Genomic DNA, 22,795 nt, shown 5'->3' with positions numbered 1-22,795 from the left:
GCTGGTCTGGTGCGACGCGGGATTGGAAATTGAAGGACGAGGTCTGGCTGAATCCGAAACGAAATCAGGCAGAGGAACTAATGCTAGCAGCATGACTTGACGCGACATCTTTGTTGACAACTACCGTTAATCTAAATCGAAACTGTAAAATTAAAATAACAACCATTTTCTGATGTCGTATTTCCAGAAGTGCGTGGTTGGCGAGCTATTGATAATTCATGATAAGTCGTTAATAAAATATTGGTTATTTATTAATAAACTGATAACTAGTCAGGTGGTTTTGCCTATTAAATATTTACAATTTAAAGTCGATAAAATAAATAATGTAAAGTTACCTTGACATTAAAAAATCACCATATAAAATGTCAAGTACGCTTTACATTTAAAGTGCAAGAGAAAGCCTGTAGCACATTGAATGCAAGGTAGCGCAATAGGATATTTCAGATTGGGCTATTTTTTTAGTTAAACATGTCAAGTTTATTTGACATGTTTAACTTAAGTGCGAGCGCACGGCAATTTAACAAGTTCGATAAATAGAAGTCGTTGAATACGTATTAAGAGTAAAAAGTGAGGCGTGAAAAGTGAAAAGTGAAAAGTGAAAAGTAAGATGCGTCAGGTTTTGATGGGCTGCATTTGAACTATCTGAATTACCGAAATTATCTAATTAATGAATTTATTTAAATTATCAGGAGATTCACATGTTTGAGAAAAAAATGAATCAAGTCTATCTGCGTGAATTGTTCGGTTCTGTTTTTATTTACGTACTCGTTCTATTTACTAGTATCTGGTTTGCAAAAGGTATGGAAGCCGGCATTCTTCGTACGGCAATAGCGTTGACTCCGATGGTGCCGGTATTAGCCATGTTGTGGGCAATTACACGTCATCTCAAGCGTATTGATGAATATGTGCGCCAATGGAGTATGGAAAATATTGCGATGGCAGGCGCATTGACCGCGGTTTTTAGCTTGACCTACGGTTTTATGGAAGGTATCGATTTTCCACGCTTGAGTATGTTTGTGGTCTGGGGCGTCTTTATGGGGGGATGGTCTGTCATTGCCTGTGTGCGTAAAACGCTGGAATCGTAATATGAAAAATATTATCCGACAACTCCGCAGTAATAATGACTGGAGCCAGGCGACTCTCGCCGATCAATTGCAGGTGTCGAGGCAAACAATTAATGCGCTGGAAACTGGCAAATATGATCCAAGTTTGCCGCTTGCATTTGCGATTTCAAAATTGTTCAAGCTCCCGTTAGAGAAAATTTTTCAAGTCGAAGAATAGCGTCATTTGAAACCTCCCCAGAAAATGGCCAGCCACTTTATTTGTGCTGGCTTTTTTATGACCACTTTCCAACGTTATAATGATGTTCAAAGGATATTGACTGATGAGGAAAAAATTGATGAATGAACTTAGTTGCAGAGATGCTGTTGTCACCGATAGATTGATTCTTTATCGCCCCTCGGAGGCCTATATTGATGCAATCTATCAAATTCATGCTCATCCCGAAACGAACCGATACAATCCACACGGGCCGATGCAGAGTGTGCATGAGGCAACTGATCTGCTTAAGCATTGGCAATCCGAGTGGGATGAAAAACGATGGGGATATTGGACCGTTGCACTCAGAAGTGACCCTCGCCAAATTATTGGCTTTGGTGGTATTTCTAGTCGGCCACGCTTTGGTGGAAGCGAATTGACTGAGCGTCTTAAATTGCAAAATGCCGCTAATTTGTATTTTCGCTTTGCGCCTGAATCTTGGGGATTCGGTTATGCGCACGAAATGGCAGCAAAGGCGTTGGAGCTCGCGTTCAACCAGGTTGGTCTGCAACGGGTATTTGGGATTACGCGCGAGGCCAATTACCCATCAAGGCGAGCGCTCGAAAAGCTCGGACTCATTTATCTTGAAACTTCTAACGACAACCATGTGCTAGGAGCACAATTGATATATGCCATTGACGCGGATTCCTACGCTAAGCAGCGATTGCAGGTAGGCATTTAGCCCTTCATTCGAACTCTACATTGAAATAATTATGCTAGTTCTCTGTTATCGCCAGACGTATAGCAAAAGAGAGAAATAGAGCCCCAATGCCACGATTGAGCCATTTAATCCATTGCGCTGGAACAGCGATCCGTTGACTTGCGTATGCTGAAAAAAGCGCCAAAAGATGGCACCAGAGCATGCCGTTGAAATTAAAAATAGCGCCTAGAAATACAAAGGCGAGTGCCTTGTGTTCTGCGCCGGGTGTGATGAATTGCGGGACAAAAGCTAGAAAGAAAAGCGCGACTTTAGGATTCAAAACATTGGTTAAAAGGCCTTGTATAAAAATTCGCGAATAAGCCATAGGTGCTGCTTCTGGCATACCTGCTTTGAGTTTGTCTGTAGTACGATTCAATAGCATCGCTAGTCCCAAATAGACCAGGTAGGCGGCACCGATCCATTTAACTGCAGTGAAGGCCATCGCAGACGTGGTGAGTAACGCTGAAAGTCCCAACGCCGCCCCAACGACGTGGATGCATGTTCCTGCACCGATTCCCAGAGCAGCTGCAGATCCCGCGCGCCAACCTTGCCGGGCACTCCGTGCCATAATCAAAATAGAATCCGGGCCAGGGGCAATGTTAAGGAGTAAGCCGGAGGCAATAAAAAGAGCAAGATCGTGTGTGCCAAACATAATAAGCAATCACAAAAAGATTGAGTATAGCGGACTGGCGTGAGTTTAATGATCGCATATTGCATAAAACAGCGAACCTCAAATTTGAACAATAGTTCGAGATTTCCAAAGCGGTCGTGCAGTAACAGTTGATGTGTCACTATTCAATTCACGTTGACGATGAGGGTGTCGACACTGACCGTGCAAGCCTGATATGGATGAATTGTGCTGCAAAAAAATCGATTGAATACAAAAAAGGCTTACAGATAACTGTAAGCCTTTTTTGCTGAATTGGTTGCGGGGGCAGGATTTGAACCTACGACCTTCGGGTTATGAGCCCGACGAGCTGCCAGACTGCTCCACCCCGCGTCTGAGAGGGCGAACTATACATGGCATCAGTTGAATATACAAGTGCGATAGCAAAATATTTTAATTGTTTTTGCGAATAGTCGTGGCGTCGATTTTTTGGTTTTCAAAAAAAAGTGTGAATGCAATAAGTATTTTTCTGAATAAGTGCATAATGATTACGAACTCAATGATTGTCAGCTGACTTTTGTTGGCTTGGATTTGCCTTTACATTTTTCTGAAATATTTGTGGGTGTTTGCTGGTGTTTGCTGGTTGTTGCCAGTGTTTTGAGATGCACGTTTTAAAAGGAGAACTGAACCATGATTGAATATGAAGTCATTGATACCCAAATTTCTCCAGAAGGTCGGATGGAAGTACTGTCAAAAGCAGAAGTTGGCAAGTTGCTCGACAATAGCCACGGCGGGCTATATCAGATTTTTCGTAGTTGCGCACTTGCAGTGTTGAATTGCGGAAGCGGTTTAGACGATGGCAAAGAGCTGCTCGAGCGTTATAAGAGTTTTGATATCAGCATTGTTCAGCGCGAACGTGGCATTAAGCTCGACGTCAAAGGTGCACCGGCAAGTGCATTTGTTAATGGCGTGATGATTAAAGGTATACAAGAGCATCTTTTTGCCGTTTTGAGGGATATTTTATTTATAAACGTTGAAATTGCCGACGGTAAAAAATTCGATTTGAATAGTTCTGAAGGTATTACTGATACCGTTTTTCATGTGCTACGCAATGCAAATCTCTTGCAGCCCCAAGTGAATCCTAATCTGGTCGTTTGTTGGGGTGGTCACTCAATTTCTGGCGCTGAGTATGACTATACAAAACAAGTTGGATATCAGTTAGGTTTGCGGGGTCTGGACATCTGTACTGGTTGTGGACCCGGTGCAATGAAGGGGCCAATGAAGGGTGCGACCATTGGGCATGCAAAGCAAAGGCTGCCTCATAGCCGTTATCTAGGATTGACTGAACCCGGGATCATTGCCGCTGAGGCGCCCAATCCCATCGTCAACGAGTTAGTGATTATGCCTGACATAGAAAAACGCCTTGAAGCGTTTGTCCGCGTTGGGCACGCTGTTATCGTATTTCCTGGTGGCGCAGGAACGGCCGAAGAAATTTTATATTTGCTAGGCATCTTATTGCACCCGGAAAATGCTGAGTTACCATTCCCGCTGATTTTTACAGGCCCCGAAAGTGCCACTGACTATTTTGCTCAGATTGACCGTTTTATTCTCGATACTTTGGGCACAGCTGCGCAAAAGCACTATCACATTATCGTGAACAATCCGGCTTTAGTCGCGCAAGAAGTCGAAAAAGGGATTAAGCAAGTTCGTGAGTATCGCAAACTAAAAGGCGATGCTTATTATTTCAATTGGTTATTGAAAATTGATGCAGAGTTTCAAAAACCATTTGAACCAACGCATGAAAATATGCGCGGGCTGGAATTGCATAAAAATCAGGAACCCCATTTATTGGCAGCGAATTTACGACGCGCGTTCTCTGGTGTGGTTGCGGGGAATGTAAAAAATCAGGGAATTCGGGCAATCGAACAATTTGGGAATTTCGAAATTTCAGGCGATGTTGCTATTATGCAATCTATGGATGCGTTGCTCACTGCCTTTGTTGTACAAAATCGCATGAAATTGCCAGGTAAAGCCTATACGCCCTGTTATCGCATCATAAAATAGCTGAATTTTTTTAACGAGCCAATTTATTGGCTATAGTTAATGGCGACGTATGACGATATAGTGATGACGATGGTGTCGCGAACGTGTACGATCTGGTCATGAAACAAAAGTTTCTGACAGGATATAAATTTGCTTTGGGAAAAATGGTTGGACTTGGTAAGATGTGAATAATCAATTCTATTACTTTTGAGGATAACAATTATGAGTACCGTACAGCAAGAAGTGGACGAGCGTACCAATCTCACGGGTTCGAACAAATTTGAATTGTTACTTTTCAGATTGGGCGGTGATGGCGGTGGTGATCGCTCGGAATTGTTTGGCATCAATGTATTCAAAGTGCGCGAAATAGTTGCCATGCCAACAATTACGGCGGTGGCTGGTTCCTTGCCTCATATGCTAGGCGTGGTGAATCTGCGTGGACAGATTATTCCTGTCATTGATTTGCCATCCGTCGTGGGGTGTGTGCCAAAAACCGGTCTGAACATTATGTTGGTGACTGAGTATGCCAGGACAACCCAAGGGTTCGCGGTTGAATCAGTCGAAGAAATCGTACGTTTAGACTGGAGCCAGGTATTATCGGCAGAGAATAGTGCGGTAGGTGGCATGGTCACCAGTATTGCTCGCCTGGATGGTGATACAGAAAATACGCGTTTGGCGCAGGTATTGGATGTGGAGCAGATTCTTCGCCAAATTACGCCAACTGATGCAAAAGATGTTGATCCTGAAACGATCGGCGATCGTTTGCAAATGAAGGAAGGGTCAATTATTCTTGCCGCAGATGACTCAGGCGTTGCTCGTAGCTTGATCGAGAAGGCATTGGGCGCTATTGGTGCGCCGTTTATTATGACCAAAACCGGCAAAGAAGCATGGGATAAGTTGCAAGTTCTGGCTGCAGCGGCGCAAGCGGAAGGTAAAAATCTGCGCGACAAAGTTGCATTGGTTTTAACCGATTTGGAAATGCCGGAGATGGATGGTTTTACGCTAACCCGCAAAATCAAACAGGATGATCGTTATAAATCTCTGCCAGTGATAATTCATTCCTCACTGTCTGGTCAGACCAATGAAGAGCATATTAAAACCGTTGGTGCGGATGCCTATGTTGCAAAATTTGTCGCAGAAGAACTGGCTGCGTCGATAAGAACCGTACTAGCTAATAAATAATCGTTTAAAAGATTGTTTTAACGATTATTGCTGGCTGAAAAAATAGGGGCAATTAAATTGCCCCTATTTTTATTGTTATTTAATTATTTTTTTCCAGCCGCCAGGGCAATTTTTGATTGCTGGATAGAAACCATCTGGCTGGTTGCAATATAACCATTCGTGGCCAGTATTTGATGGCTGATTCGCTTGCGCAGGTTGAACTTCGTAGGTTTCATAGCTTTGGACTGGCTGCACGCTGCTGTAAGCCGGGTAACTGGCCGGTGCTGGTGTGCTATAGATAACGGTCGGTGAGCTAACGATCACTTGCTGAGGATATGCGTAATACGGATTTCCATAATAACCGCCGCCATAATAGGGGCTGCCAAAAACTAATGGTAGTGGATTGATATACACACCGAATCCAACTCTTGGCCCACCATGATGATGGTAAGGCCACGCGTAGCAATTCCCCACGAGACCAAGAGTCAAAAATAAAATCGCCGCAAATTTGATGGTTTTCATTGGAAGTGGCCTTTGCTTTCAAAAACCAAGGATATTTGTAAAATTTTCGAAATATCGCAGTTTACGTCAAAAAAATAAGAAACTAAATCGTCAATTTACACTCTGTTACCAGTGCATACATTAGAACCGCATTTAGAACTGAAATTAGAACTGAAAAGACTTGCTCTGCATGTGGTAACTATATGCCTAGGCTGATTATCTGTTTCTCCATATTATTTATACCGAGTAATATATTTAGGCATAAAATGTCGCGAAATCTGAATTCTTATGGTGCATTTAGCGACTAGTTATATGTCTGTGACTCGTGTTGGCATTAAAAGTTCAATGCGCAAACTCATCGGTGAAATCAAGAAAAGCAATGAAAACAATCATGTTTTGCCGTAATTTAATTTAGTTGTTTTCGTTCAATTAATGAAGTAGGGGACTACATGTCGTTTGGGATAAAAAAAATTACAGTCATCGCCGGAATATTTGCGGCCATTCAATGCCCTGCTTTTGCAGCGACGCGATTAGCAGAGAATGCTGAGCAAGCGACACCGACCATTCGGGAAAATTATACAAAATTTGAATACCAGATTCCTATGCGCGATGGCACCCGATTGTTCACCGTGGTCTATGTGCCAAAGGATTCCAGTCGTACGTACCCGTTTATGGTGGTGCGCACCCCATACGGGACTGGCGTTCGTCAAGATGATGAAGCGCATTATGGCGTTGATTTTTACCCGAAATCGTTGGGGCCATCAAAAGAGTTTGAAGCTAGCGGCTACATTTTTGTAAATCAAGATGTACGTGGTCGTTTTATGTCTGAGGGACATTGGAAAGAAATGACACCACATATCAATCCGAAACGCCAACCTGGTGAAGGTGTTGAAAGTCAGGATATGCATGACACCGTGGAATGGTTGCTGAAAAATATCTCCGGCAATAACGGGAAAGTAGGGATTTGGGGAGTTTCTTACCCAGGTTTTTATACATCGGCAAGTATTATTGACTCTCATCCTGCGATTAAGGCCGCGTCGCCACAAGCGCCGGTCACCGATTTGTTTATGGGGGACGACTCTTATCATGGCGGTGCTTTTATGCTTGCTGCCAATTTTGATTTTTATTCTAGTTTTACCACTGAAAAAAATCCTACCCCGTACCCAAAAAATTGGGGCTCATTTGATTACCAGACCAAAGATGGCTATCAATATTTTTTGAAGTTTCAAAGTCTGAAAAATATTACGGCGCGACTCACCGACAAACAGCGTGAATTACTGATGCCTACCATCGAGCACAGTACCTACGATGATTTCTGGAAATCGAGGAATATCGCGCCGCATTTGAAGAATATTAAAGCTGCCGTTTTAACAGTCGGCGGTTGGTTTGATGCTGAAGATGTGCGCGGCCCTGTAGCGACGTATGAGAGTATCAAAGCCAATAATAAAGCTTATTTTAATGGGCTGGTTATCGGCCCGTGGTCGCATGGTGCTTGGGCTGCGGCGGATGGAAAGATGATGGGCGACGTTGATTTTGGAAGCAAAACAGGTGAATATTACCGCAAAAATATTGTATTTCCATTCTTTGAACATTATTTGAAGGGCGTCGATGCTAAGCCTCTGGCGGAAGCGACTGTCTTTGAAACGGGAACCAATGTCTGGCGCCACTATGCTAGCTGGCCGCCGCAGCAAGCGCAAAATAAGGAACTGTATTTCGGTGCGAATGGTGCCTTGAGTTGGGCTCAGCCTGTCGCGACGAATAGCGAGTACGATGAGTATGTCAGTGACCCGAAAAAGCCAGTACCCTATATTTCTTATGTTGCCACCGGTGTACCTAGAGAATACATGGTGTCGGATCAGCGTTTTGCCGCAACCCGTCCAGACGTGCTGACTTACCAAAGCGAGATATTGCAAGAGGATGTCACTATCGTCGGTGCAGTCATTCCTAAATTGTTTGTCTCAACAAGTGGCACAGATGCAGACTGGGTAGTTAAGTTGATCGATGTTTACCCGGATGATTTTCCTGAAGAGCGTGCCCCCCACGAACGTGGACATGATGTGCCGCCGCCGGCTGTGACGATGGCGGGCTACCAACAGTTGGTGCGCGGTGAACCCATGCGGGCGAAATTTCGTAACAGTTTTGAACGCCCTGAACCTTTAGTGGCAAATCAGGTTACGCCGCTGAGCTATAAAATGCCGGATATAAATCATACCTTCCGACGCGGACATAGGATCATGGTGCAGGTGCAAAGTTCATGGTTTCCTTTGGTTGATCTAAATCCACAGAAATTTATGGATATTCCACAAGCGAATCCAGAGGATTTTCAAAAGGCAACACAACGTGTTTATCGTGCGCCAGGTCAATTTTCTGGCGTTGCTGTGCAAGTGTTGTCAAAGTAGTTTTAAGACCTTGAGGCAAGCTTTTTTTCATGATGCTAAATAGCCAAATGCATCGCTAAATGCAAAGCTAAATACAAAGCTAAATAAATAACTAACTAACTAACTAACTAACTAACTAAATATATAGGATGCGATTCATGGTACCTACATTTTTCAAACGTAAAACGATGAGTGGTTTGGTGGGATTGTTATGCGTAGGCAGCACCTTTGCCCAATCATCTGCGCCGACCTCGATGGCGACTTCAAATCAACTGGTGCTGGAATCGGCGACGATGGATTTGAAAGCAGATCCTTGCACTGCATTTTTTGAATATTCAAATGGTCTTTGGTTGAAGAATAATCCGATTCCAGCGGACCGTTCTCGCTACAGTGCTTATGATGAAGTAACCGAGCGCAATTTGACTGCACTGAAGCAAATTGCTGAAGCAGCCGCTGCTGGTGATGTTAAAACCAGTGTTGGTCAATTGGTGGGCGCATTCTATGCGAGCGGAATGAATGAAGCGCAAATTGAAAAAGACGGCGCATCACCTTTGAATACGCAATTCGACAAAATCAATAGCATCAACGATAAGCAGCAGTTGATTTCAGTGATCGCTGATTTACACAAGCAAGGTGTTAATGCCTTATTTGGCTTTGACGTCGAACAAGATGCAAAGAATGCGGCGCGTTATATTCCACAATTAATGCAAGGCGGCCTTGGCTTACCTGATCGCGATTACTACCTGAAAACTGATGCAAAGACGGTAGAAATTCGCAATAAATATCAGGCGTACGTCGCGCACATATTTGAATTGATTGGTGATAAACCAGAACTCGCAAAACAAAATGCGAAAACGGTGCTTGATTTGGAAACACGTTTAGCAAAAGCGTCGCTGACGAAAGTTGCTTTACGCGACCCACAAGCAAGTTATCACCTGTCAGATTTGAATGGTCTGCGCAAAGTAGACCATTTCACATCGTGGATAACGTATTTTAACGAGGTCGGTTTACATCAACCTGGCCAGTTAAATATCGCTCATCCAAAATTCATTGCAGAAGCAGGTCGTATGGTCAACGGTACCTCACTTGATCAATGGAAAACCTACTTGCGCTGGCATTTGACGAATGACTATGCTGGCGAGTTGAGTTCCGCTTTTGTGAATGCACATTTTGAATTTTATGGTAAAACTCTGGCAGGCACCAAAGAATTGCAGCCACGTTGGAAACGTGTGATTGCAAAGATAGACCGTAATGCAGGCGAAGCTTTGGGCGAATTATATGTGGCAAAATTCTTTAGCCCTGAAGCCAAAGCTGGCGTGCTTGAAATGGTGAATAACATCAAGGAAGCGATGCGTGAAAGTATAAGCAAACTTGAGTGGATGTCGGATACGACGAAGCAGCAAGCCTACAAAAAGCTCGATACTGTGATGGTCAAAATTGGTTATCCGGATGTCTGGCGCGATTACAGTAGTTTGCACATTGATAGTGGTTCGTATGTTGCGAACGTTGCACGTGCACATGAGTTCGAATTTAAGCGTGGAATGGCAAAATTAGGCAAACCGATTGATCGTAACGAATGGGGCATGACGCCGCAAACGGTGAATGCCTATTACAATCCGACCATGAATGAAATCGTCTTTCCGGCGGGGATATTGCAGCCGCCGTTGTATCACGTGAATGCCGATCCTGCCGCGAACTACGGTAATACTGGCGCGACGATTGGCCATGAATTGACACATGCGTTTGATGATGAAGGGAGTCAATTTGACGCTCAAGGCAATCTGAAAAGCTGGTGGACGAAGCAGGATCAAAAACAATTTCTGGCACGCGTAAAAACGATCGAACAGCAATTTGATGAGTTTACTCCTATCGATCAATTACACATTAATGGAAAACTGACTGCCGGTGAAAATATTGCCGATCTCGGTGGGATGAAAATTGCACTTCAAGCATTGCGCAAATCCTTAAAAACCAAACCGCAAGCAGCAGAAATTGATGGCTTAACACCAGATCAGCGTTTCTTTGTCGCCAATGCGCAGAGCTTCCGCAGTTTGATCCGTGACGAAAGCTTACGCTTGCAACTGGCAACTGATCCACATTCTCCAGATAAATACAGGGTGATTGCACCAATAGCAAATATGCCAGAATTTTCTGACGCATTTAGCTGTAAGGGTGAGCGTTCGCCTTTGCGTCACGGCGGTAAGCAAGTAATTATCTGGTAACAGCGTATACTATCGCCTGAATTTACTTTTTCTCGATACTCGGTGCTGGCGTTGCAAACGTGCAGAGCGAAGGTTTAGAGCCGAAATAAAGTAAATACTGGGGAGTATGTTTAAAAAACACTCTATTGTCCTTATGGATACTAGAGTGTTTTTATATACTCTTATGCAGTATATTTTTTAGCAAATTCTGATTGTTATCGAAATTGATGTGCGCCAGGCCAATTTATTTGCCGTGTCGTTTTTTTTACCTTATTAGCTTACTTTGATTTGTATGGAAAACACCAAAGTTGTTGAATTTGAACGTCCACAAATGGATGTCGGCCTGAGTTGCACGGCGAACGCCTGGGCACGGATCCCCGAAGCGCCTGGCGCTGACGAAAAAATAGCGCTCAAAGCGCGCATCAAGCAGTTGTTGGTAGAAAAGCAAGCTGTTTTGGTCGCACATTATTACGTTGATGCTGAGTTACAAGACTTGGCAGAAGAAACGGGCGGTTGTGTTTCTGATTCGCTAGAAATGGCACGTTTCGGACGCGATCACGCTGCCAAAACACTGGTTGTAGCCGGTGTGAAATTTATGGGCGAGACTGCCAAAATTTTGAGTCCTGAAAAAACGATTTTGATGCCCGATCTGGACGCGACCTGTTCGCTAGATTTGGGTTGCCCGTCCGATGAATTTGCTGCTTTTTGCGATGCGCATCCTGACCGTACAGTCGTTGTCTATGCCAATACCAGTGCGGCGGTAAAAGCGCGTGCCGATTGGATGGTGACTTCCAGTATTGGCCTCGATATCGTTGCCCATTTGCACGCGCAAGGGAAAAAAATACTGTGGGCACCGGATAAGCATCTGGGCAGTTATATTCAAAAACAAACTGGCGCTGATATGTTGTTGTGGCAGGGTTCGTGTCTGGTGCATGACGAGTTCAAAGGTATCGAGTTAGACGACCTGAAAGCAGAATATCCCCATGCGAAGGTACTGGTACATCCTGAATCCCCGGCAGCGGTGGTGGCATTGGCTGACGTCGTTGGTTCTACCTCACAAATGATCCATGCGGCGCAAACACTCGATGCGCAAGAATTTATCGTGGCAACAGACAACGGCATTTTGCATAAAATGCAAATGGCGGCACCTGGCAAACGTTTTATCGTGGCGCCAACTGCCGGTAATAGCGCAACTTGTAAAAGTTGCGCTCATTGCCCATGGATGGCAATGAACGGCTTGCGTAATCTGTTGCAGGTGCTGGAGCACGGAAACAATGAAATTCAGGTCGATCCTGAAACTGCTTCTCTGGCGCAATTGTGTATTAACCGCATGCTTGATTTTGCAGCGGCGAAGAAAGCGAATGTCCGTCCTTCCGGTGATCTGGCGAAAGATGGCGCACTTTTTTCTGGTATTGGACCAGCTTAGGCAGGGTGTTTGCCCCCAATTAAAACTTAATGTTTCCTGAAAATTATAGGAATAGCGCTCTATGGCTAGCAATTTAAAAAATACACATTTTCCGTTTGATCATGACCTGCAATTTGCGTTCGAGCGCAATGTCGTCGATGCATTGACTGAGGATATTGGCGCCGCTGATTTGACTGGATTATTAGTACCGGCAGAAGAACGCGTGAAGGCACAGGTGATCGTGCGCGAAGACGCAGTCTTATGCGGCGCGCCTTGGTTTGATGCGGTCATGGCACGTTGTCACCCGGCAGTGGAGATCGAATGGCACTATGCAGAAGGTGATGCGATGACTGCAAATTCAGTGGTCTGCAAAATCGATGCGCCAGCGCGCGCATTATTGACGGCTGAACGTTCTGCGCTCAATTTCTTACAATTATTGTCTGCCGTTGCGACTGCTACCGCAAAATACGTAGCCATGGTTTCTGGTACGCACGCAGCGATTCTGGATACCCGCAAAACGATGCCTGGATTGCGTTTGGCGCAAAAATACGCAGTCCGTGTGGGCGGCGGTAAAAACCAACGACTAGCCTTGTATGACGGTATTTTGATTAAAGAAAATCACATTGCAGCAGCAGGTGGGATCGGGGCGGCACTGCAACAAGCATTTAATCTCAAATCGCAAGCAACGATACAAATTGAGGTTGAAAGCCTGGATGAGCTGCAAACTGCATTGTCTGCGGGTGCTACATCAATACTGTTAGATAATTTTACGACCGAGATGATGCGGCAGGCGGTAGCCATCAATGCTGGTCGTGCCTTGCTTGAAGCCTCTGGTGGTGTGGATGAACGCACCGTGCGGGCAATCGCCGAAACTGGCGTAGATCGTATATCAATCGGTGGCCTTACTAAAGACATTAAAGCGACCGATTTTTCGTTGCGTGTGCTTTAAATTGTCAGGTCAGTTAAGTGACCTGGCATCAATGGTGTAGATACTGTTTTCCAAAGCCACCCTATTGCCCAGCTTATTTTGTCCTTTTGCGCCATTTTTATTTGCAAAAAAATCGCTCTTCGTAGCGCCAAGTGAGGGGTGGTCCGGCAGTCACTTACTTTTTTTTGGTCGACAAGAAAAGTAAGTCAAAGAAGGCCGTGCTGTGACTTTGCCCTGCCGCTGCTGCACTACGTGTCGGCAAAATTTGTGTGCCACAAAAATGGGGAACGTGTTTAAACGCGCTGTGCTCAAACAAAACACTTTTTGATCCAATTTATGTTTCGCACAAATTTCTTAGTCTACAGTGGTGAAAGTCAAAGGCGAGATTGTCGAGGATACGTATACTTAATCGGGCAGGTGCAACCGCGCCTGCATCTGCGCGTATCGCCACTGATCAATACTGATAATCGACAATAATGCACTATGCCCAAAGGCAATGTATCCCTTCGTTCCACTTATCCATTCACCATGCCACTTAACCCTGGTAATCGACATTTAGTCGCATTTCATTCGTATCCAGTCTGTTATTTCTTTATTCTCCATTCATCGACAACAATTTATGTTGAATCTGATGTAAATCAGGTTCGTCAACTCAAGGAGAATGATGATGAAACAGACACCATTAAACGTATTTTCAAGTTATTGGGCCGCATTTACTGATCGCATTCATGCGTCATCCTGGGGACAAGTTCTCATTGGATGTTTTATGGTTTTAATTGCAGGTATTGTGTTGCACCTGACAACCATTGCCAAATTGATCGTTGCCATTACCATGTTTCATAAGCTATTTTTGCGTAAGCCTGCTCAAAAAAAGGTGGTTCCGATGCTTGAATCTGCATCATCAATGCGATTTGACGGAGAAGATAAATGAAAAAACGAGATGAAAATCCTATCTTGCATGTCGTTATGAACGTTGCAGAGACGGTGAGTGTTCTATGGTGGAAATTCTTTGATTGGGCAGCGGTAGTTTCTTGGCTTTCACTCGCCTTGACCAGTGTTATTGCATTGATTTTCTCTGGATTTCTAGGCATCGGACCCTTCATGGTGATGATGATCCTGGCGGCGATCATGATTAAAGCGGTGGCGGGCGGCAAGCGAAAAGCGGAGTTAATGGCAAATGCCGCCATGACCCGGGCGGAAGTCGAGTCATTGGAGCGTCGTTTGTTGGAAGCTGAAATGGCAGCACTTCAAGCACAGATTGAACCGCATTTCTTATTCAATACTTTGGCCTTGATCGGTCAGTTAATTGCAACCGATACGGAGCGGGCGGCTGCGGTACATGCGGATCTGATTCGTTACTTGCGGGCGGCATTGCCTCAAATACGGCAGCAGGGCATAGGTCAGTTAGGGCAGCAAATTGCGCTTTCACGTGCGTATCTCAATATTATGCAAGCCAGGATGCAGGATCGTTTGGTCTACAAAATTGATGTCGAAGAGGGCCTTGAAAAAGTTCAATTCCCTTCGATGATGATTCAAACTTTGGTGGAAAATGCGATTAAACATGGTTTGGAACCCAAAATCGAAGGTGGGATAATCAATATTGTGGCGAAGCGACACGACAATCAATTATGGCTGGAAGTCAGTGATAATGGCATGGGGCTTAATATGCATGTCGCGGAAGGGGTTGGTTTGACCAATATTCGTGAGCGTCTAAAAATGTTGTACGGTACAAAAGCGAGTTTGATTATTGAAACGCCGTTCGAGGGTGGTGCCATGTTCAGGGTGCAGATTCCCTACTTAAATCAAAACTTTTAACTCATTTTTTTAGCCAATAAGCGAGTAGACATGAATGAAAATAAAGCAGTGACTGCCATGTTGGTTGATGATGAGGCGCCGATGCGTGATTACTTACGGGCAAGCTTATTGAAGACGTGGCCAGAATTGCAGATTGTGGGCGAGGCGGCAAATGGTATTGCTGCACTGGAGCAGGCAGAAATTCTATCGCCAGATATTATTTTTCTCGATATTCGTATGCCGGGTAAAAATGGTATTGAAGCTGCGATACAACTTGCTGAGCGCGCACAATTAGTGTTTGTTACTGCGTACAACGAATATGCCGTCGAGGCATTTGAACGCGGTGCAGTCGATTATTTGTTGAAGCCAGTCGAGCTTGATCGTTTGCAGCAAACAGTCGATCGATTAAAGCAGCGTGTTCAAGAAAAGAGGTCGCAATTTGCGGCGACTTCTGCAGTGCCATCACCGTTACCTCATTCCCAATTACATCAAAGTGATCAGACGCAGCAAATGAAACAAATGCTTGAGCAATTAATGCAAAAGCAATCGCCACAACGTGAGTATTTACGATGGATACAGGCAAGTGTCGGCAATGCGTTGCGCATGATCAGCACCAAAGAAATTTTATTTTTTCGGTCAGATGAAAAATACACGCTGGTGCAAACGGAACAAGCGGAATACTTGATCAGAAAGTCTTTGAAAGAGTTGGAGGATGAATTAGACCCGCGTGAATTCTGGCGTATACACCGGTCAACTTTGGTGAGCGTGAGTGCGATTGCCGAAGTGACTCGTGATTTTCGAGGTAAGCAAATGTTGGGTCTGAAAGGGCGTGCAGAGAAGTTGGAAGTAAGTCGAAATCATACGCATCTTTTTCAGCAGATGTAGGCTTGCGGATTGCCTTGCCAGACAAAAAAATTTACACGTTTCGGCGCCGGTACAACTCCCGCTATGAGTGCATTAGTTGGGATTTGCCAGTTGCATTTGCACTACGGGATAAACACCAATAGTAACAAATATTTTCCACTTCCTCATGCAGAGGGGGCGGTAAGGGTGATCGCAATGCGAGACTATTGAACGATATGGTCATAACGTTCTCAATGCTGCCAAATGATTTTCGTAGGTCTCGTTTGCAACTCTCAGATCAAGAATAAGATCAAGAATAAGATCAAGAATATGAGCAGACAGTGTTTTTTCTGAGTTGAAGGAGGGCGCGTGATCAGCGAGCCCTCCCATCCAATTAATTTTTTTTGCGTTTCGGCGTCAGCACGGTAGGCAATGCTTTAGGGAGCGTGTCTGGATAGTCTCTACTGTAATGTAAGCCGCGACTCTCGCGTCGACTGAGAGCGCTATTCACAATCAGAGAAGCAACCTCGACCAGATTGCGCAATTCCAGTAAATGATTTGTAATTCGGAAGTTGGCGTAATACTCGTCAATTTCTTCTTTTAGCAGTCTGATACGATGCTTGGCGCGCTCCAGACGTTTTGTCGTGCGAACGATGCCAACATAATTCCACATAAATCGACGCAATTCATCCCAGTTGTGCGCAATAACGACTTCTTCGTCGGCATCTGAAACGCGACTTTCATCCCAGTCAGGTAATGCTAACGGCGTCGCACGATCTTGGTTTTCTATGTGTTTTGCTGTTGCACGTCCAACGACTAAACACTCTAATAATGAGTTACTCGCCAATCGATTGGCACCGTGTAAGCCAGTGTAGGCGGTTTCTCCAACAGCATACAAGCCAGGCAGATCAGTACGTCCATCAGTATCAGTTACAATGCCGCCGCAGGTAAAGTGAACCGCCGGAACAATAGGGATTGCCTGTTTGGTGATATCGATGCCAAATTCGAGGCAGCGTGCATAAATTGTTGGAAAATGTTCCTTTAAAAATTCGGGTGATTTGTGCGTGATATCAAGCTCAACATAATCAAGTCCGCGTTTTTTCATCTCAAAGTCGATCGCGCGTGCCACCACGTCACGCGGTGCCAGTTCGGCACGCTCATCGTGGGCTGGCATAAAGCGCAGGCCTGCTGCAGCACCGGCTTCTGGCGGCAAGCGCAAAATACCGCCTTCACCCCTCACTGCTTCCGTAATCAAAAAGGATTTTGCATACGGGTGATATAAGCAGGTCGGATGAAACTGAATGAATTCCATATTGCTGACCCGACATCCAGCGCGCCACGCCATGGCAATTCCATCACCTGTTGCGGTATCGGGATTGGTGGTGTAGAGGTAAACTTTACCTGCGCCGCCCGTTGCCATGACGGTGTGTTGTGCTGAAAATGTATCTACCTTGCCAGTTTTAACGTCTTGCACATACAAACCAAGGCAGCGTGGGGTAGATGACGTATCACCTAATTTGCCGGATGTGATGACGTCAATCGCGTAGTGATGTTCAAACAAAGAAATATTCGGATGATTGCGAACTTTTTGTTCGAGCGTGACTTGAACCGCGTGGCCAGTGGCATCAGCAGCATGAATAATCCGGCGCTGACTATGGCCTCCTTCACGCGTTAAATGGAATCCAAGTTCAGCCTCCTCGTCTTTCGTGAAGGGGACACCTTGTTCAATCAGCCAATCGATCGCTTCGCGGCCATGCTCAATAATGAAGCGGGTGGCGCCTTCATCACAGAGACCGCCGCCTGCAATGAGGGTATCGGAAATATGCTGTTCGTGGCTGTCGTTTGAATCAAGAACCGCAGCGATGCCACCTTGCGCCCAATTGCTTGCGCCATCCAGGAGTTCACGTTTGGAAATAATCGCTACTTTGCGGGTTTGTGCTAAATGTAACGCGACGGATAATCCTGCCAGGCCGCTGCCTACAATGGCCACATCGAAATTCTTCATTAGTATTTGCTTTAAATTTGCTACGCGATGATGAAATTAAAATAGCCTATCAGGGAAATAATGTGTTTTTTACTTTACGTTGAATGGCGAATTTTATTGGCATATTTTAAAAATGCTTATTTTAAAAAAGCTTATTTTACTTAGCTTCGATAATCACTGGTGTAACTTTGGCGGCAGCCGCTTTTGCTAAAATACGTGCGGTATCAGTATCAACGGCTTTTGCCAGTGCAACACCCATCCGGCGGCGCACAAATGACTCAGGTTTTCCAAATAGGCGGATATCAGTGCCTGGCACCTGTAAGGCTTCTGCAACGCCTTTAAATGCAATACCTTTTGCGTCATGTTGACCGTAAATCACAGCAGAAGCAGCTGGCGATAGTAAGCTGGTGTCGACAGGTAAGCCAAGAATTGCTTTGGCATGCAGTTCAAATTCATTTTGTGCCTGACTAGCCATCGTTACCATTCCAGTATCATGTGGTCTTGGGCTAACTTCAGAGAACCAAACCATCTCATTTTTGACGAATAATTCAACACCAAATAAACCCAGGCCGCCGAGGTTGTCGGTAATTTTTTTTGCGATATCGCGCGCCCGTGTCAGGGCGGTCGGGTGCATTGCTTGCGGTTGCCATGACTCCACGTAGTCGCCTTGCACCTGAACGTGGCCAATCGGTTCACAAAAATGGGTTTCAATTGCACCATCTTTACCTATAGCACGCACAGTCAGCTGTGTTATTTCATAATCGAAGTCAATAAAACCTTCGACGATAACGCGGCCAGCATTCACGCGTCCACCAGCCGCAGCATAGTCCCAGGCAGTGGCAATATCGGTGGCGCTGTCGAGCTTGGATTGTCCTTTGCCCGACGACGACATCACTGGTTTAACTACACATGGAAAACCAATTTCGCTGCAGGCGGTACGAAGTTCTTCCAGGCTGTCGGCAAAACGATACGGTGAGGTCGCAAGGCCTAATGTTTCAGCGGCGAGCCGGCGTATTCCTTCGCGGTTCATAGTGAGCCATGTGGCGCGGGCAGTGGGGATTACGCGAACTTTTCCAGCATTTTCCAGTTCAACCAGCGTCGGCGTTGCTATCGCTTCAATTTCTGGGACGACTAAATCTGGTTGCTCTTCTTCGATTAAGGCCGCCAGCGCAGTGCCATCGGTCATGTCGATGACGTAGGATCTATGGGCAACCTGATGTCCTGGCGCATTCGCGTAGCGATCCACAGCAATGACTTCTATCCCCAGACGCTGCAGTGAAATGATGACTTCCTTTCCCAGCTCTCCAGAGCCAAGGAGCATCACTTTAGTCGCTGATGGTGATAATGGGGTTCCTAGCGTAGCGGTCGATTTCATAAAAGGGTCATCGTTTTTGTAAATTAATGGAATGACTGCGGCTCAAAATTTAAGGATAAATTAATGTTCGAGTAAACATTCTAATTGTCGCCAAAATCAAGAAAAAGCAAATTTGTTTATTGCTTGTTTATTGCTTGTTTATTGCCAATTTATCGCCAATTTATCGCATATTCTCATGCGTTTTTTAACTGGCGAGGATATTTTGTCTTTGTTGCCGCAGATTAAAACCGAAATTATACTGAGTAAATCAAAATTTAATCGGGAGTTTGCGGAGAATCGATGCAAACCGCTTGACACAAGGGTTTGCGACTTGTTTTAATACTAAATGCAGACTTCCTGCTTGCCGTGATTGATGGACGTCAATTAAATAATCGAACACATCGTCGCGAATTCAAATTTTTGTGAGGGAGCTTTAAGTGAATAAAACTGAGTTGATCGATCATATTGCGAAAACAGCGGACATTTCTAAAGCGGCTTCGTCCCGCGCCCTGGACGCTTTGATCGGTGCGGTAAAAACAACCTTGAAGAAAAACGGAACAGTTACTTTGGTCGGTTTTGGTACCTTCTCTGTTGGCAAACGTGCAGCAAGAACCGGTCGTAATCCACGTACCGGTGAGGCAATAAAAATCAAATCTGCCAAGGTTCCTAAATTTAAACCTGGCAAAGCGTTGAAAGATGCTGTAAACTAATGCTCTTTCGCGCTGCGGTGACTAGCAGCGCGGGTTTAATGTAGGTGCGGGCGCTTAGCTCAGTTGGTAGAGCGGAGCCCTTACAAGGCTTAGGTCGGGAGTTCGAGCCTCTCAGCGCCCACCAAAATTAAACATCGTTGTATTTAGGAGTGGTAGTTCAGTTGGTTAGAATACCGGCCTGTCACGCCGGGGGTCGCGGGTTCGAGCCCCGTCCACTCCGCCAATACAAAAAAGGTCTTATAATTCAATGAGTTATAAGACTTTTTCCTTTTTGGGCTGGTAGCAAATTTGGTAGCAACCATGCTCAATTTGCCAGTTTATCTTCGTAATTCTTCCTACTATTTTCATACCCGTATCCACGGTAAACAATTTAAACGATCACTGCATACAGCAGATCGTCAAATTGCTATCATAAGAGCTTCCAGATTACTTGAAAGCATTCAGATGAGTATTGATATTAATAATATAAAAAAATACGAACTGGATATTTCTAGAGGTATTGCCAAGTCTGATGGTCCTGATGATCATCAACGATTATTAGAAACCTTAGCTCTAATGCGTGAAACCCAAAGTCAAAAGCAACAACCTATATTAAAAGAAAGCTCCCTGGACAGGGCCACTTCTACGAAGTCACTCACTCTGTTGGAATTGTTAGATAAATATTTTTTATTGAAAAAAGTGAAACCTGCAACAGTATTAGCTCATAAAAATACTGTTAAGGAATTTGAAACATTTTTTAAATTGAAATGTTATATTTCTGAAATTCAGGTTGGAGATATAACCCGATTCCAAGAATTTTTGGCAAATAAAGGTAATGTTCCTAGAACCATTGATGGAAAAATTGGATACATTAAAGCTTTATTAAATTTTGCGATTAAACAGGGGTATCTCTTGAATCAGAAAAATCCTGCTGAAAATATGTCATTACTGACCAAACGTCAAAAATTATCTGATGGGTATTTGATTTTTGAACCTGAAGAAATTAAACAAATTTTTACCAGTGAGTATTACAGGGAACAAAAAAAATCTGACCCAGATTATTACTATGTTTTGTTATTGGGTTTAATTACTGGTTGCAGAATTTCGGAAATAACTTCACTAACCAAATCACAATTTCAGGTTTCAGAAAATAATAATCCGATGATTATTATTCGTGATTCGAAGACTTCGGCAGGAAAAAGAGAAGTGCCATTGCCCAATCAATTGTTTGATGATGACTTTAAAAAATTTATTGATGGCAAAGAAAATTTTATTTTTAGGTATGTTGATCGGAATGGAAAAGGATCAGGTAATGCAGTCGGTAAAAAATTTGCTCGTCACTTATCTGAATTAAAAATTAATCGTGGCAAGTTAGTTTTTCATTCTTTAAGAAAATTTTTGAATGATTATTTTATGAAAAATGAGGTTCCGTATGAACCCCGTTGCCAATTTTTTGGACATGAAATTGAATCGGTTAATGTGGCAACCTATTCAAATAAATTTAGTGTGGACCGGTTAGCTGAGATTGTAAATCAACAGCAACTTAAATTATTGTTGATGGTAAAACCATTTTTGAAATTTAATTAATGGAAGTTAAAATGAAAAATGGATTTCCTTGGTGGTTAAAATTATTTGGCGTGGTTTGTATCATTGGTATGGTTATTTTCTTAATCTCAAGTCTGGGATTAATTAAATTTTCTACAACTTGAAATGTAAATATTTTAGCAATTCAAGTGCAAATATTGTGCCAAGACATGCTCCCCAAAAAAATATCATAAAGTCTAAAAAATTTTTTTTCATTGTTGCTCCTTTTGAAAAAAAACATAAAAAATTAACAATGAAAAGTCAATCCTAATGAAATAATATTTTCAGACCGATTAAAAAATTATCCAGCCTTGAGCTGGATTTTTTTATTCGGAACGGGATTTTAAGGGTATGGCCCTTAAGGTTTTGTTGTTGTTTTTGATGTGTTTTTTGCTTACCTCGTAGAGCCTACGCAACCTAGCTCGCTAGGTTGCAATAGTAGGTGACGATAACTAAAAGTTATCTCAAAGGTTTTGCCGTTGACTGCGTCAAATTTTACGCTACGCTTATTACAGGGAGATAAAAAAACAACAACAAAAACCTGAATACATGTATGCAATATTAAGAACAAAAAAACTGAAAAACAGATCTCACATTACCCAAGCAAGTGAGCATAATTTGAGGCTAAGGAATCAAAGTAATATTGATTCTGGGCGTAGCCACCTCAATAAAATTTTGTTCAATCCGTTAGGAATTGATCAAAATGATGCCAGCAGTTTTCAGAAAAAACTAACTGAGCATTATTTGAGTTTGGGTGTAAAAGAAAAACAAAATAATACTTTGGCTTTTGAATATGTTGCGACAGCATCGCCAGAATTTTTTAAAAATAAATCTGAGGTTGAAATAAATAATTGGGCAAGCGATCAAATTAAATTTATGAAAAATGAGTTTGGCGATCAATTAAAATTGGCTGTCCTGCACCTTGATGAGAAAACTCCGCACCTGCATTTTTTTGTTTCTACTGAAGTTGAGTCTGTAAAAAAATATAAAAATCGTTATGGAATTTGTGAGAAAAAAACTTGGTCCTTGAATTCAGAAAAAATTAATCCTGACTATTTGGTTGAACTTCAAACCAAATTTGCACAGAATAATAAAAAATGGGGGTTGATCCGTGGAGTAAAGGGATCGAGGTTAAAACATGTGCCATTAAAAGTATTTTATAAAATGGTAGATAGAATTACGGTAGTTGTCAACAAAGATGTCGCGTCAAGTCATGCTGCTAGCATTAGTTCCTCTGCCTGATTTCGTTTCGGATTCAGCCAGACCTCGTCCTTCAATTTCCAATCCCGCGTCGCACCAGACCAGC

Annotated in this window: 19 protein-coding genes and 3 tRNA genes; 17 read left to right on the top strand and 5 right to left on the bottom strand. The window is 43.7% G+C overall.

The features are described 5' to 3' along the window. The first annotated feature begins 698 nt into the window (after positions 1 to 698). From ACO0K1_RS17840 to ACO0K1_RS17830, 3 genes are all read left to right on the top strand, one after another. Entirely contained in the window at positions 699 to 1,085 is a 387-nt protein-coding gene (locus ACO0K1_RS17840; RefSeq protein WP_423028169.1) for a hypothetical protein, read from the top strand. Position 1,086: 1 nt separating this feature from the next. Next, positions 1,087 to 1,281 (top strand): helix-turn-helix transcriptional regulator, encoded by a 195-nt coding sequence (locus ACO0K1_RS17835; protein ID WP_423028167.1) that lies wholly within the window; start codon positions 1,087 to 1,089, stop codon positions 1,279 to 1,281. Positions 1,282 to 1,399: 118 nt separating this feature from the next. After that, the gene (locus tag ACO0K1_RS17830; protein WP_423028165.1) at positions 1,400 to 1,999 is read left to right on the top strand and encodes a GNAT family N-acetyltransferase; all 600 of its coding nucleotides are present in this window, start codon (positions 1,400 to 1,402) and stop codon (positions 1,997 to 1,999) included. Between the two features lie 34 nt (positions 2,000 to 2,033). Here the strand turns inward: ACO0K1_RS17830 and ACO0K1_RS17825 are convergent, their stop codons facing one another. Beyond that, positions 2,034 to 2,669 carry a LysE family translocator gene (locus tag ACO0K1_RS17825; RefSeq protein ID WP_423028163.1) on the bottom strand — a complete coding sequence of 212 codons (636 nt, stop codon included), beginning with the start codon at positions 2,667 to 2,669 and terminating at the stop codon, positions 2,034 to 2,036. A gap of 271 nt (positions 2,670 to 2,940) precedes the next feature. Next, positions 2,941 to 3,017 (bottom strand) — tRNA-Met (locus ACO0K1_RS17820). A gap of 297 nt (positions 3,018 to 3,314) precedes the next feature. Between ACO0K1_RS17820 and ppnN the strand changes: the two genes are divergently transcribed. Both ppnN and ACO0K1_RS17810 read left to right on the top strand, forming a co-directional pair. Further along, positions 3,315 to 4,688, top strand: coding sequence for a nucleotide 5'-monophosphate nucleosidase PpnN (gene ppnN, locus ACO0K1_RS17815; RefSeq protein ID WP_423028161.1), 1,374 nt, complete (start codon positions 3,315 to 3,317; stop codon positions 4,686 to 4,688). 201 nt (positions 4,689 to 4,889) lie between these two features. Continuing rightward, positions 4,890 to 5,849: a chemotaxis protein gene (locus ACO0K1_RS17810; protein ID WP_423028159.1), complete on the top strand. Its 960-nt coding sequence runs from the start codon at positions 4,890 to 4,892 to the stop codon at positions 5,847 to 5,849. Between the two features lie 75 nt (positions 5,850 to 5,924). Here the strand turns inward: ACO0K1_RS17810 and ACO0K1_RS17805 are convergent, their stop codons facing one another. Beyond that, a complete protein-coding gene (locus ACO0K1_RS17805; protein WP_423028157.1) occupies positions 5,925 to 6,350 on the bottom strand; it encodes a hypothetical protein in 426 nt (141 codons plus the stop codon). Between the two features lie 428 nt (positions 6,351 to 6,778). Between ACO0K1_RS17805 and ACO0K1_RS17800 the strand changes: the two genes are divergently transcribed. The 7 genes from ACO0K1_RS17800 (at position 6,779) to ACO0K1_RS17770 (ending at position 15,920) form a co-directional block, all read left to right on the top strand. Beyond that, positions 6,779 to 8,728, top strand: a complete 1,950-nt coding sequence (locus ACO0K1_RS17800; protein WP_423028155.1) for a CocE/NonD family hydrolase — start codon at positions 6,779 to 6,781, stop codon at positions 8,726 to 8,728. A 137-nt stretch (positions 8,729 to 8,865) separates the two neighbouring features. Continuing rightward, positions 8,866 to 10,929: a M13 family metallopeptidase gene (locus ACO0K1_RS17795; protein WP_423028153.1), complete on the top strand. Its 2,064-nt coding sequence runs from the start codon at positions 8,866 to 8,868 to the stop codon at positions 10,927 to 10,929. A 271-nt stretch (positions 10,930 to 11,200) separates the two neighbouring features. Continuing rightward, complete coding sequence (gene nadA / locus ACO0K1_RS17790) at positions 11,201 to 12,334, top strand: quinolinate synthase NadA (RefSeq protein ID WP_423028151.1); 1,134 nt, start codon at positions 11,201 to 11,203, stop codon at positions 12,332 to 12,334. A 61-nt stretch (positions 12,335 to 12,395) separates the two neighbouring features. Further along, on the top strand, positions 12,396 to 13,262 hold the full coding sequence (gene nadC, locus ACO0K1_RS17785) for a carboxylating nicotinate-nucleotide diphosphorylase (RefSeq protein WP_423028149.1): 867 nt from the start codon (positions 12,396 to 12,398) through the stop codon (positions 13,260 to 13,262). A 646-nt stretch (positions 13,263 to 13,908) separates the two neighbouring features. Next, the gene (locus tag ACO0K1_RS17780; RefSeq protein ID WP_423028147.1) at positions 13,909 to 14,172 is read left to right on the top strand and encodes a hypothetical protein; all 264 of its coding nucleotides are present in this window, start codon (positions 13,909 to 13,911) and stop codon (positions 14,170 to 14,172) included. Further along, on the top strand, positions 14,169 to 15,056 hold the full coding sequence (locus tag ACO0K1_RS17775; protein WP_423028145.1) for a sensor histidine kinase: 888 nt from the start codon (positions 14,169 to 14,171) through the stop codon (positions 15,054 to 15,056). Before ACO0K1_RS17780 ends, ACO0K1_RS17775 begins: the two co-directional genes overlap by 4 nt. A 30-nt stretch (positions 15,057 to 15,086) precedes the next feature. Further along, positions 15,087 to 15,920 carry a LytR/AlgR family response regulator transcription factor gene (locus ACO0K1_RS17770; protein WP_423028143.1) on the top strand — a complete coding sequence of 278 codons (834 nt, stop codon included), beginning with the start codon at positions 15,087 to 15,089 and terminating at the stop codon, positions 15,918 to 15,920. Between the two features lie 352 nt (positions 15,921 to 16,272). Here ACO0K1_RS17770 and nadB read toward each other — a convergent pair whose 3' ends face one another. Together nadB and purT are read right to left on the bottom strand one after the other, a co-directional pair. Continuing rightward, positions 16,273 to 17,883 (bottom strand): L-aspartate oxidase, encoded by a 1,611-nt coding sequence (nadB, locus tag ACO0K1_RS17765; protein ID WP_423028141.1) that lies wholly within the window; start codon positions 17,881 to 17,883, stop codon positions 16,273 to 16,275. A gap of 136 nt (positions 17,884 to 18,019) precedes the next feature. Then, a complete protein-coding gene (gene purT / locus ACO0K1_RS17760; RefSeq protein WP_423028139.1) occupies positions 18,020 to 19,237 on the bottom strand; it encodes a formate-dependent phosphoribosylglycinamide formyltransferase in 1,218 nt (405 codons plus the stop codon). A 416-nt stretch (positions 19,238 to 19,653) separates the two neighbouring features. On the opposite strand from purT, the gene ACO0K1_RS17755 reads away from it, so the two are divergent. The 5 genes from ACO0K1_RS17755 (at position 19,654) to mobV (ending at position 22,731) form a co-directional block, all read left to right on the top strand. Continuing rightward, the gene (locus ACO0K1_RS17755; RefSeq protein WP_162018311.1) at positions 19,654 to 19,926 is read left to right on the top strand and encodes an HU family DNA-binding protein; all 273 of its coding nucleotides are present in this window, start codon (positions 19,654 to 19,656) and stop codon (positions 19,924 to 19,926) included. A 48-nt stretch (positions 19,927 to 19,974) separates the two neighbouring features. Beyond that, a tRNA-Val gene (locus ACO0K1_RS17750) sits at positions 19,975 to 20,050 on the top strand. A 22-nt stretch (positions 20,051 to 20,072) separates the two neighbouring features. After that, positions 20,073 to 20,149 (top strand) — tRNA-Asp (locus ACO0K1_RS17745). A gap of 77 nt (positions 20,150 to 20,226) precedes the next feature. Beyond that, complete coding sequence (locus tag ACO0K1_RS17740; RefSeq protein ID WP_423028137.1) at positions 20,227 to 21,492, top strand: phage integrase SAM-like domain-containing protein; 1,266 nt, start codon at positions 20,227 to 20,229, stop codon at positions 21,490 to 21,492. Positions 21,493 to 22,038: 546 nt separating this feature from the next. Further along, positions 22,039 to 22,731: a MobV family relaxase gene (gene mobV, locus ACO0K1_RS17735; RefSeq protein ID WP_423028135.1), complete on the top strand. Its 693-nt coding sequence runs from the start codon at positions 22,039 to 22,041 to the stop codon at positions 22,729 to 22,731. Positions 22,732 to 22,795: the final 64 nt, after the last annotated feature.

Source organism: Undibacterium sp. SXout20W (assembly GCF_049340285.1).
In the GTDB taxonomy this organism is placed as follows: domain Bacteria; phylum Pseudomonadota; class Gammaproteobacteria; order Burkholderiales; family Burkholderiaceae_D; genus Undibacterium.
The sequence above is the reverse complement of the archived record's forward strand: the minus strand, read 5'-3'. Positions and strand labels throughout refer to the sequence as shown.